Origin of the sequence: Candidatus Sarcina troglodytae (assembly GCF_015708635.1) — a bacterium.
Classification (GTDB): domain Bacteria; phylum Bacillota; class Clostridia; order Clostridiales; family Clostridiaceae; genus Sarcina; species Sarcina ventriculi.
Genome location: NZ_CP051754.1, coordinates 413,801 through 426,125, shown reverse-complemented (window position 1 = coordinate 426,125; position 12,325 = coordinate 413,801). Strand labels below are relative to the sequence as shown.

The window sequence follows — 12,325 nt, the reverse complement described above, 5'->3', positions numbered from 1 at the left end:
TTTATCTATAAAAGCCTATTAATTTTTTATGAAATGCTCCCAAAATTCTATTAACATATACGATATGAAAAATATAATAATCAATTATTTTACATAAATTCTTAAGTTTAAAATCTAGGGATTTATTTCCTAAATACATATTTTCAAAAGCTAATATATTTATTCTTTTTTGTAATATTTTCTTTTCATCACTTTGAACTTTATTTATAAAATATTTTGATGTTTCTATAGCGCTACTATTAAGCTCTTTCCAATTATTACTATAATTGTTGCCATGAAGATTATAATAAAATAATTTTTTAGATATATAATCAATTTTTAAATTAGGATTATTTAAAAACATATTTATATATGCAGCCCAATCATCTGCTCCCTTAAATTCTTCTGAGCATCCTGTAAAAAAATTATTATTTATAATAGATTTAGAAAAAACAACTTGTCCTGGTGTACTTATCTTATTTGCTCTTAAAAAAGTTTTCCTTCTAAGTTTTGGTCTAACATAATAAAGAGGTGCTTTCTTTCCATTAACTTTATTACATATATATCCATTAACCAAAATTACTTTAGAATCCGCCTCTATATTATTCTTTATATACGTAAAATAATTTTCATCTAAATTATCATCTTGGTCTAAAAATATAACATAATCCCCTGTTGCTAACTTAATTGCTTTATTCCTAGACTTTGCAACCCCCAAATTTTCTTGGTTTTTTAATAATATTATTTTATCTTTATACTCATTTTTGAGTTTCTTAAATATTTTATCTCTATCCTCCATGCTATCTATTATCACTATATATTCTAAATTAATTTCATCTTTTACATTTTCATATGAATTAAAAACAGAATTTATAGTGTTAAATATAGTTTTTTCACCTCTATAATAAGGAGTTATAACTGTAACTTTTTTCATTTTATCCCCCTATCTTACCCCTATTAATAGCTAATTAAACCATTAACTCTACTTATAAATGATATATAGCTATTTTTACATTTATCAAATTTAAAAGTTAATAAATAATATAAAGTTTTTATCATATGATATCCTTGGGCTTTAACAAATAACATTATAGTATTTATATCTAAATTACTTTTTACAAATGCACCAAAACCCAAGCCATAACTATATATCTTTTCTCTACTCATATTTTCATTGCTATCATAATGTGGATGATATATCTTTATATCACTTTTATATAAAACTTTATTATTAGCCTTTAAATTTCTATATAAAATATCTGAATCTTCGCACGAACCAAATTTAGCACCTGCCCCTAAATTTTCATTAAATAATAGACTTGTATTTTCTTTTTTAAAAAACATTGTTACTGAAGAACACGATGTATAAAAATTGCTTTTATTAACCTCAAAATTTTCTTTTTTCCATATTCTTAAAGAATCACTTCCATCTCTTTCAATAATCCTTCCCATTACTATATTAGAATCTGATATGTTTAAATAATTATTTACCTTTATTAAAGTGTCACTAATGTATTCACAATCATCATCTGGAAAAGCTATTATATCCCCAGTTGCTTTGCTTAAACCTATATTTCTATTTCTAGCTAACCCCTTAACATTTGACTTAATATATATTATTTTAAAATCATTTTCATATTTTTTTATTATAGGTTTTAAATTTATTTTGTCATTTTGATCAACAATTATAACCTCTATTTTTTCTTTAGGATAATCGTTAATTTTCAATTTAGATAAAAACTCCCCTACTTCTTTTTCTCGCCCATAGGTTGCCATTATTAAAGAAAATTTTAATTTTTTTATTTTAACCACATCCCACTTTTGTATTCTTCAGTATAGTATTAGTTATACATCTTCTCATAATATTTTTTATATGCACCACTAGTTACATTTTCCATCCACTCTTTATTGTCTAAATACCATTTTATTGTTTTCTTTATTCCAACTTCAAATGTCGTTTCAGGAAACCAACCGAGTTCTTCCTTTATCTTAGTTGGATCAATTCCATATCTCCTATCATGACCTTTTCTATCTTCAACATACTTAATTAAGTTTTCCGTTACTTTACTATCTACATTTTCATTTATATAACCTATAACAGTTTTAACTATTTGAATATTTGTCCTTTCATTATGTCCACCGACATTATAAACTTCACCAACTCGTCCATTATTTATAACCATATCAATTGCCTTTGCATGATCTTCAACAAAAAGCCAATCCCTTATATTTAATCCATCACCATACACTGGCAAATCCTTAAGATTTAAACAATTATTTATAAGCAGTGGTATAAGTTTTTCTGGAAATTGGAATGGGCCGTAATTATTTGAACATCTAGTTATATTTATTGGCATTTTATAAGTATCATGATATGCTTTAACCATAAGGTCTGAACTTGCTTTACTTGATGAATATGGACTATGAGGATCTAAAGGTGTAGTTTCCATAAAGTATCCTGTATCACCTAATGAACCATAAACCTCATCAGTTGATACATGTAAAAACTTAACACCATCTTTCCATACACCCTCTTGATTTTCCCAAGCATCCTTTGCACAGTTTAAAAGATTAACTGTTCCCATAACATTAGTTTTAGCAAAAACTTCTGGTTCTCTTATACTTCTATCTACATGAGACTCTGCCGCAAAATGAGCTACATAATCTATTTCATATTTTTCAAAAAGACTTGAAACTAATCCCCTATCACATATATCACCTTGGACAAATATATGTCTTTTATCATTTTCCACTGATTTTAAATTTTCTAAATTTCCTGCATAAGTCAATTTATCTAAATTTATTATTCTTATATCATCATATTTTTGTAACATATATAAAACAAAATTTGATCCTATAAAACCTGCTCCACCTGTAACTAAATATGTCTTCATTTAAAATTCCCCCTTAGCTTTTATCATTAAAGTCTATATAATTTTAATAACTTCATTTATATTTAATACGTATTTACGGTATTGATTTTATAAAATTTTTAAGAGCTTCCTTCCACTCTCTCATATCGTCCCCAACTGTTGCTCTTAACATCATATTATCAAGTGATGAGTACTCTGGTCTTTTGGCTGGAGTTTTATATTCTTGTGAAGTACACGGATTAACTTTGCATTTTCTATTTGAAAGAGCCATTATCTCTTTAGCAAATTCATACCAACTACATTCACCCTTTCCTGTACAATGATAAACTCCATATTCTTCTGTTTCTATAAGTTTTAATATATGATAAGCTAAATCATTAGCATTAGTTGGATTTCCCCTTTGATCATTTACTACATTTAAGACTTCCTTTTCTTCACCAAGTTTCATCATTGTATAAACAAAATTTTTACCAACTTTTCCATAAAGCCAAGCCGTCCTAACTATAAAATACTTACTTGAAAAATCCCTTACATAACTTTCACCTAAAAGCTTAGTTTTTCCATAAACACTATAAGGAGCTGTTAAATCAAATTCAGTTAATGCCTTAATACCTTGTCCACTAAATACATAATCTGTGGAAACTTGAACAAGTTTAGCATCTATTTTTTCACAAATTATAGCTAAATTTCTAGGACCTAATGCATTTATCTTAAATGCTAAATCCACATTTGATTCACATCCATCAACATTTGTAGCTGCAGCACAATTTATAACAACATCTGGTTTTTCTTTTTCTAAAACCTTTTTTACACTTTCAAAGCTTGTTATATCCAAATCCTCAACATCTAAAGCTATAACTTCATACTCTTTCACTCTCTCAGGCATATTACAAATATCGCATTTACCGCTTTTTATTATGTCTTGTAACTCATTACCTAGCTGTCCCTTAGAACCAGTTATTAATATTTTCATAAACCTTTCTCCCTACTTGCATATTTATACTTATATTTTGTCTTCCCTAAACTTTTATTTAGACCAAGTTGTAATTATAAATTTATTTAATAAACAAATGGTATATCTAATTCTTTTAATGTTTTTTGATTTTTATCCTTCTCTGATAATAATATTTCTTCAATATTTTCTAATGGCCACTGTATATTTACATCTTTATCATTCCATAAAAGCCCACTATCATATTCTGGTGAATAAATATTGGTACATTTATAATTAAACACTGCTTCTTCTGATAAAACTAAGAATCCATGAGCAAATCCTTCTGGAACATAAAATTGTCTTTTATTTTCTTCACTTAAGCAAACACCTTCCCATTGTCCAAAAGTAGGTGACCCTTTTCTTAAATCTACTGCTACATCAAAAACTTCTCCTTTAGTTACCCTAACTAACTTTCCTTGAACATTTTTAGTTTGAAAGTGAAGCCCCCTTAAAACACCTTTTTTAGATTTTGACTCATTATCTTGTACAAACGTCATTGAAAATCCTGCCTCTTCAAAATCTTTTTTATTATAACTCTCCATAAAATAGCCCCTGCTATCTCCAAAAACTTTAGGTTCTATTATATATAAATCTTTTATCTTAGTTTCTATAAATTTAAAATTCCCCATTCATAGCTCCCCTTACATTAAAATTTAACTGTATCTAAATTTTCTACTATATCTTTAGGCTTAACTTCTTCTATAATATCCATTAAATATTTTCCATAGCCTGTTTTCATTAAAGATTTTGCTCTTTCTTCAACTTGATTCTTTGTTATCCATCCATTTCTATAAGCTATTTCCTCTAAACATGCTATATAAGTTCCTTGCGTATTTTGAACTGCCTCCACAAAATTTGATGCTTGAAGCATTGCTGTATGAGTTCCAGTATCAAGCCACGCCATACCACGCCCTAAAAGATTTACCCTTAAACTTTTCTCTTCCATATAAATTCTATTTAAATCAGTTATCTCAAGTTCTCCTCTTTCTGATGGCTTTAATGTTTTTGCCTTTTCAATTACAGAATTATCATAAAAATAAAGCCCTGGAACTGCATATTTTGATTTTGGTTTCTCTGGTTTTTCCTCTAAAGAAATAACATTTCCACAATCATCAAACTCTACAACTCCAAAAGCTTTTGGATTTTGAACATAATATCCAAAGACCATTGCTCCACTCTTTAAACTTGCAGCTTCTTTTAAATGACTTGTGAAACTTTGTCCATAAAATATGTTATCTCCAAGAATCATTGCTACATTATCATCGCCTATAAACTCTTCTCCTATGATAAATGCTTCTGCAAGACCATTTGGTTTTTCTTGAATTTTATACTCTATACTAAGCCCCAAATCACTTCCATCTTTAAAAAGCTCCTTAAAGATTGGTAAATCTCTTTCTGTTGATATTATTAATATTTCCTTTATTCCAGCAAGCATAAGTACAGACATTGGATAATATATCATTGGCTTATCATATATTGGCACCATCTGTTTTGACATTGCTTTTGTAACTGGGTATAGTCTTGTTCCTGACCCACCTGCTAATATAATTCCCTTCATAACTTTATCCCCCTTATAGTTAATTATATTTTCTATCCCAATAGTTTGAATTAGAAGAATATTTTTTTATTTTTTTCATTGAAAGTTTTTCATAATTTTGACCAAATTTATTACCTAAAAATCTAGCTCCAAAATTAGGAATAATGTTAAAAAATGCTTTATAATTATTTTCTTTTATAGACTCCTTAACAACAAATTTTAGCAATTCCATCGCACTATCATTTGCCTTATAGTCTAAAAAATACGAATTATCTTTCAAAAATACTCCTTGGTCAAAATATCTTTTAAATAATGTTTTAAACTTATAATCGTGAGAATGAATTACACAAGCCTCAGCATTATACATTATCTTATATCCATTATTTATAAGTTTATATGCTAGATACATATCTTCATTGGTTAAAAGGTCTAACCCATCATAACCATCTACCTTTTTATAAATATTCAAATTTACAGCTGACGCTGCATCTGAAAAGAAAAATGCTCTTATCCCAAGACTTTCTGTATCCTTTTTACTTGTTATTCTAGATTCTTTAGGATAATTTTTCATTCTAGTATATTTTTCAATTGATTTATTATCACAAATTTGCCTTGAAAACGCAGCATCACATTTACTTTCATATATAGGTTTTGTGAGCTTATATAACCATTTATCATCATTTATTAATATATCCTGAGTTATAAATACACATATATCAGCATCTGATTCCATAGCCGCTTTTTCTCTAGTTAAACTATGAGAAAAATCTTTTGCTGCAACTACCGTATACTTACATTTTTTAAGCTTTTTTAACTTTGCCTCAGTATCATCTTTAGTATCTGTAAGAATATATTTTACCTCTTTTATTTCTACATCCTTTTGAGCAATTATCGATTTATGCAAATTATCTATATAATTACTACCTTTATATAAAGGACATATTATAGTTATTGACATATAATCTTACCCCCTTAACAATTCTTTTGCTTTTTTAATATCTTGCTCTTGTTTTTTAGACGAAATCATAATATAATCATCAGTTTCCACAATTATCAAATTTTCAACATCATTTAAGAGTATATTTTTATGCGTTAACACTATATTGTTCTTACAATTGTATAAAGTCCCCTGTGCTTTAAAAACATTTCCAACATCATCTTTATCACTATATCTCTCAACACTAGTCCAGTTTCCAACATCATCCCATCCACACTCACAAGGAATCATATATATGTTTTTAGCTTTTTCTAAAATACCATAATCAATGGAAATTGCATCTGTGTTTTTATAATTTTTATTAACCTCACTGTAAATCTTATTATCTTCAACATGTAATAAAAAAGACAATGCATCATATGTTTTGGGTAAATGCTCTCTAACTAAAGATATTATGTTATCCACATTCCACAAAAACATTCCACTATTCCACAAATACTCATTGCTTTCAAAATATTCTCTTGCTTTATTAAAAGTAGGTTTTTCAATAAAAGATTGAACCTTCTTTACATTACCATCAAAAAACTCCTTGTCTATTTTTATATATCCATAACCTGTTTCAACTCTATTTGCCTTCATTCCTAAAGTTATAATTGCATTCTTGTTATTTTCTAAAAATTCATTAGCTTCTTTGATGTTTTGCAAAAATTTTTCTTCATCTCTTATTAAATGATCTGAAGGAAGTACTATCATGTTAGCATTTTTAAACCTTCTTTTTATCATTAAAGCAGATAGTGCAATACATGGAGCAGTATTTCTGCCTTCTGGCTCAACTATTATATTGTTAACATTAAGATTTGGAAGTTGATCTTTTACTAGCCCTACATAATTTTTTGTAGTGCACACAAAAATTCTACTTAATGGTATTTCCTTATTTATTCTATTTACTGTCATTTGAATCATTGTTTCCGAACCTAATAGTTTTAAAAATTGTTTTGGTTTATCAGCTGTAGAAAGGGGCCAAAATCTTGTCCCTTTTCCTCCAGCCATTATTAAAGCACATAACATATATTTTCCCCCCTAAACTGCTCCCTCTTTTCTTATTACAGATATAACGGTTTTTAATATTATCCTTATATCCAATAAAAAAGATCTATTGTCAATATAATACATGTCCATTTGTACTCGTTCCTCATAAGTCGTATCACTTCTTCCATTTGCTTGCCAAAATCCTGTAAGTCCTGGCTTTACACTAAATAGCTTGTCTGCACAAACTCCATACTTTTCTACCTCAGCTCTTACTATTGGTCTTGGCCCTACAACACTCATGTCGCCTTTTATTATATTTAGAAGTTGTGGTAACTCATCTAAGCTTGTTTTTCTTAAAAATCCCCCTATTTTTGTTATTCTTGGATCATCATCTAGTTTGAAATTTTTTTCAAACTCCTTTTTCTGTTCTTCTGTAAAATTTTTAAAAATCTCCTCAGAATTTGATACCATTGATCTAAATTTATAAATTCCAATTATTTTTCCGTTTTTCCCAATCCTTTTATGCGAGAAAAATATAGGTCCTTTAGAATCTAGTTTTACCAGAATTGCTAATACTATAAATAGTGGCAATAAAAACAAAATACCTATGCTTGCACTAATAATATCAAAACTTCTCTTGAAAAAATTATAAACCAAAAAGCTCTTATTGCTTATTTTAGAATTTAATTTAATCCCTTTTATATTCTGCATAAATCCTCCTAATTTAACTTTTCCCTTTAATTTATTTAAATTACATATAGAGTATTATTAACAAAATTAAATTATATATGTTAATTTTTATGATATAATTCTAACATTTTTTATTAAAAAACTTAACTTAAATGTTTCCTTATTATTCTACATATATGTAATTTTTTTCTTTTTTTATCAATACATAAAATATCATTGAGTAATATAATTAAATTAACAGATGATTAATTCTTGTACAGTAGCTAATTAATAATATATTAACATTTTCTTTAAATTGATTTAAAAACAAATAATTCTATTTTATGTATATAATATCATAAAATAGTATCTATTCACAACTATTACCATAAATTAAAAGAACAAGCTATTGTTAATAATATATAAACGTAAAATCATTTATATATTATTAATTCAATTTCTAACTTGTTCCTTTGCTTATTATATTAAACTTTTACTTATTTTTATCTTTTAAATATACTTTAATTACTTTATAAATTTATAAATTACATGTGCTATTCCATCTTCATTATTAGTCTTTGTTATATAATTTGCTATTTTCTTTGTCTCCTCTGTTCCATTTCCCATAGCAACACCCAGACCTGCATATTCTATCATATGGTGATCATTTTCAGCATCTCCACATGCTATTATTTCTTCTTGTTTTATATTCAAATATTCTGCTAATTTTCTTAAACCTTCACCTTTATTACACGATTTACTTAAAAATTCTAAAAAGTATGGTGTGCTTCTAACAACTGTATACTTATCATAAACCTCTTTTGGTAATCCCTTTACTGCTCTTTCTAAAATTTCTGGTTCATCAACCATCATAACCTTTATTATAGGTTCTTCTGAGTCAACTTCTTCAACCGCTTTTATAGCAATATTTATTTGATTTAATTTAGCTTCAACCTCACTATATTTACTCATCTTTGGAGTATGACACCCATACAAAGAAAATGCATGAATATTGACTCCTAAATCTTTGCTTATTTCATAAAGATATTTATAATCAGCACCCTTTATCGCATCTTTGCTTATAGCCTCTTTTGTTTTTGCATTTCTAACAAGTGCACCATTAAAACTTAATACATAATCATCTTCTGATATTAAATTTAATTCCTCTAAATATCTTTCTACCCCATCAATTGGTCTACCAGTTGCAATAACAACTCTAACCCCTTTATCTGTTGCATATTTTAAAGCTTCCTTTGTTTTATCTGAAACCTTTTTTTCACTATTTAATAAAGTTCCATCCATATCTAATGCTATTAACTTATACATATTATCCTCCACTATTATTCTAATAATCTCTAAATATTATATCACTTACATTTAATTATTAATATTTTAATTTAAGTAGTTATAATAAATTTAAAATGACCATAAGTAACTAAATCTATATTAAACAAGATAATAATTATGTAAAATATAGTGTTATATAATTGAAAATTTAAGAATAAATTGTTATAATTTATATATTTATTAGAAAAGGAGTCATTATGTTCAAAATAGTTAAGAGTTTCAATAATAATGTTATTCTCTGTACTGATATCTACAATAAAAATGAGTATATACTTTTGGGCAAAGGTATTGGTTTTAATGCAAAACCTGGTACATCATTTGAAGCTACAAACAAAATAGAGAAGACTTTTATAGTTCATAATGATAAAAAAGATAATCTTAAGGATCTTTATAATTCTTTAAATCCTAACTTTATAGGAGTCGCAACAGAAGCCTTATCGATACTAACTGAACATATAGATTGGAGCATAAATTCTAAGGCCTATATTGCTCTTTTAGATCATTTAGTTTTTGCTATTGAAAGATATTATGAAGATATTTTTCTTGAAAATCAATTTAAGCATGAACTTAAGACTTTATTTGATAATGAATGGCTTTTAGCTGAAAAAGCTATAAATTTTATAAATTCTTCTTTATCAATCCACTTAAAAGATGATGAAATTGCTTTTGTAACTATGCATATAAACGGAATATTAAACAAAACATCACCAATTGATGGTGGAAAAAATGCTATTATAATAAAAGATTCTATTAATTTTTTAGAAAATAATCTTAAAATTGAACTAGATAAAAGTTCTATTTATTATAATAGATTAGCTATCCACATTAAACTTGCTTTAAATAGAGCAATTAAAAATTCTCATGAAAGCAATCCTCTTCTTGATAACATAAAAGAAAAGCTACCTGAATCATACAATCTAGCTAAATTCTTAGGATCTTATATTTTTAAAAATTATGAAATAAACTTAACTGATGAAGAAATTGGATTTATAGCACTTCATATTGATAGATTAATAAAAAATTCAATTAATTATGAAAAATAAATTATAAATATTTGCATTTACAAGTTATTTTTTATATGTTATTATCTTGTTAAGATGATATGACGTGTTACTGATAATGCAGGCATGGGTCAAAATATTCACTTTACTTATAGTTAAAGTGAACGTTTTGACCCATTTTTTATTTTTTGGGAATTATTTTAGTAATAAATTAAAAACCCTGTATTTAGTCACAATAATACTCATCAAAATTTAAGGGGGAAATTTTTATGCTACAATATTTACAACGAATTGGTAAAGCAATTATGCTTCCAATTGCTGCACTTCCAATTGCAGGTATACTTTTAGGTGTTGGTGGTGCCTTTTTAAGTATTGCATCTTTAACTGATGCTCCAGCTGTTTATCAACCATTAATAGCTTTTGTTAATATTCCTGTTGTAACCATAATTCTACAAGTTATGAATGATGTTGGTAACATAGTTTTTGGTAATTTACCTATTTTATTTGCAGTAGGTGTTGCTGTTGGTCTTGCAAATAGAGAAAAAGGAACTTCAGCTTTAGCTGCTATATTTGGCTTTTTAATAATGAACCAAGTTATAAGCACATTGCTTGGTCTTGGTGTAACTAGTCTTGGAGTTTTAACTCCAGATAATATTACTGCTGGATATGAAAATTACGTTACTACATCTTTAGGTATATTTACTCTTAATATGTCAGTGTTTGGCGGTATTATAACTGGTGTTGTAACTGCACTACTTCATAATAAATTTTATGACATTCAATTACCTCCTGTTATAGGATTTTTCTCTGGAACTAGATTTGTTCCTATAGTTGTTTCACTTGCTATGGCTGTTGTTGGTGCTATTTTAGCATTCGCTTGGCCTTTTGTTCAAGATGGTATAGCTTTAATTGCACTTGGTGTTAATAATGCTGGAAGTATTGGAACATTCCTATATGGATTAATTGAAAGAGCATTAATTCCTTTTGGTCTTCACCACATATTCTATACTCCATTTTGGTATAGTTCTTTTGTTGAAGGAAATGTTATTATTAACGGTTCTCAAACAGTTGTTGCTGGAGCAAACTACGCATACTTTGCTCAACTTGGAAGTATGCAAGATTTAGTTGGTGCATCATCTGCTACTATGGCAACTATCGTTAATGGTACTACAAGATTTATGGCTGGTAAGTTCCCATTTATGATGTTTGGTCTTCCTGCAGCTGCTTTTGCAATGTACAAAACAGCTTCTCCTACTAAGAAAAAAGTTGTTGGTTCACTTTTAGCATCTGCTGCTATAACTTCATTTTTAACTGGTATAACTGAACCTTTAGAATTTACATTCTTATTTGTTGCTCCAGTTTTATATGCAGTTCACTGTGTACTTGCAGGATTATCATTCTTCCTAATGGATATACTTCATGTATTTGTAGGTATGACTTTCTCTGGTGGATTTATTGATTTTGCTTTATTTGGATTACTTCCAGCTGGTGCAGGGGTTGCTACTAATTGGTACATGATACTTGCAGTTGGGGCAGTTTACGCAGTAGTTTACTATTTCTTATTTAAATTCTTAATAGTTAAGTTTAACTTAAAAACTCCTGGTAGAGATGAAAATGAAGAAACTAAACTTTACACTAAAGCTGATTTCCAAGCTGCTAAAGGACAAGCTGCTGCAAGTAAATCTAATATTGCATCTGGAAATAATGAAATAGTTGAAAAAGCTCCTTCTGTTTTAGAAGCATTAGGTGGAGAATCTAATATAGTAAGTGTTGATGCTTGTATAACTAGATTAAGAGTTGAGGTTAAAGACAAATCTAAAGTTGATAAGGATAAACTTAAATCTTTAGGTGCTGCTGGTGTTATAGAAGTAGGCAAAGGAGTTCAAGCTATTTTCGGTGCTAAAGCTGATGGTTATAAAAATGAAATTAAAAAAATTATGAATATAGACTAATTCAAAT

General features: G+C 27.7%; 12 protein-coding genes. 2 read left to right on the top strand and 10 right to left on the bottom strand.

The window, feature by feature from the left end:
- Position 1 precedes the first annotated feature (1 nt).
- The 10 genes from HH195_RS01890 to yidA form a co-directional block, all read right to left on the bottom strand.
- Complete coding sequence (locus HH195_RS01890; RefSeq protein ID WP_196371366.1) at positions 2 to 913, bottom strand: glycosyltransferase family 2 protein; 912 nt, start codon at positions 911 to 913, stop codon at positions 2 to 4.
- Between the two features lie 23 nt (positions 914 to 936).
- A complete protein-coding gene (locus tag HH195_RS01885) occupies positions 937 to 1,791 on the bottom strand; it encodes a glycosyltransferase family 2 protein (protein WP_243278528.1) in 855 nt (284 codons plus the stop codon).
- A gap of 29 nt (positions 1,792 to 1,820) precedes the next feature.
- A complete protein-coding gene (gene rfbB / locus HH195_RS01880) occupies positions 1,821 to 2,873 on the bottom strand; it encodes a dTDP-glucose 4,6-dehydratase (RefSeq protein ID WP_196371365.1) in 1,053 nt (350 codons plus the stop codon).
- A 73-nt stretch (positions 2,874 to 2,946) separates the two neighbouring features.
- On the bottom strand, positions 2,947 to 3,825 hold the full coding sequence (gene rfbD / locus HH195_RS01875) for a dTDP-4-dehydrorhamnose reductase (protein ID WP_196371364.1): 879 nt from the start codon (positions 3,823 to 3,825) through the stop codon (positions 2,947 to 2,949).
- Positions 3,826 to 3,911: 86 nt separating this feature from the next.
- Positions 3,912 to 4,475: a dTDP-4-dehydrorhamnose 3,5-epimerase gene (rfbC, locus tag HH195_RS01870; protein ID WP_195923957.1), complete on the bottom strand. Its 564-nt coding sequence runs from the start codon at positions 4,473 to 4,475 to the stop codon at positions 3,912 to 3,914.
- A 17-nt stretch (positions 4,476 to 4,492) separates the two neighbouring features.
- Positions 4,493 to 5,404: a glucose-1-phosphate thymidylyltransferase RfbA gene (rfbA, locus tag HH195_RS01865; protein ID WP_055258171.1), complete on the bottom strand. Its 912-nt coding sequence runs from the start codon at positions 5,402 to 5,404 to the stop codon at positions 4,493 to 4,495.
- Positions 5,405 to 5,423: 19 nt separating this feature from the next.
- Complete coding sequence (locus HH195_RS01860; protein ID WP_196371363.1) at positions 5,424 to 6,341, bottom strand: glycosyltransferase family 2 protein; 918 nt, start codon at positions 6,339 to 6,341, stop codon at positions 5,424 to 5,426.
- 6 nt (positions 6,342 to 6,347) lie between these two features.
- Positions 6,348 to 7,388 (bottom strand): mannose-1-phosphate guanylyltransferase, encoded by a 1,041-nt coding sequence (locus tag HH195_RS01855; protein WP_196371362.1) that lies wholly within the window; start codon positions 7,386 to 7,388, stop codon positions 6,348 to 6,350.
- A 12-nt stretch (positions 7,389 to 7,400) separates the two neighbouring features.
- Positions 7,401 to 8,060, bottom strand: coding sequence for a sugar transferase (locus HH195_RS01850; RefSeq protein WP_196371361.1), 660 nt, complete (start codon positions 8,058 to 8,060; stop codon positions 7,401 to 7,403).
- 483 nt (positions 8,061 to 8,543) lie between these two features.
- Positions 8,544 to 9,344 (bottom strand): sugar-phosphatase, encoded by an 801-nt coding sequence (gene yidA, locus HH195_RS01845; protein ID WP_196371360.1) that lies wholly within the window; start codon positions 9,342 to 9,344, stop codon positions 8,544 to 8,546.
- A 218-nt stretch (positions 9,345 to 9,562) separates the two neighbouring features.
- Here yidA and HH195_RS01840 point away from each other — a divergent pair, with 218 nt between their 5' ends.
- A complete protein-coding gene (locus HH195_RS01840) occupies positions 9,563 to 10,408 on the top strand; it encodes a PRD domain-containing protein (protein WP_196371359.1) in 846 nt (281 codons plus the stop codon).
- 227 nt (positions 10,409 to 10,635) lie between these two features.
- Positions 10,636 to 12,318, top strand: coding sequence for a PTS transporter subunit EIIC (locus HH195_RS01835; RefSeq protein WP_196371358.1), 1,683 nt, complete (start codon positions 10,636 to 10,638; stop codon positions 12,316 to 12,318).
- The last annotated feature ends 7 nt before the right edge of the window (positions 12,319 to 12,325 follow it).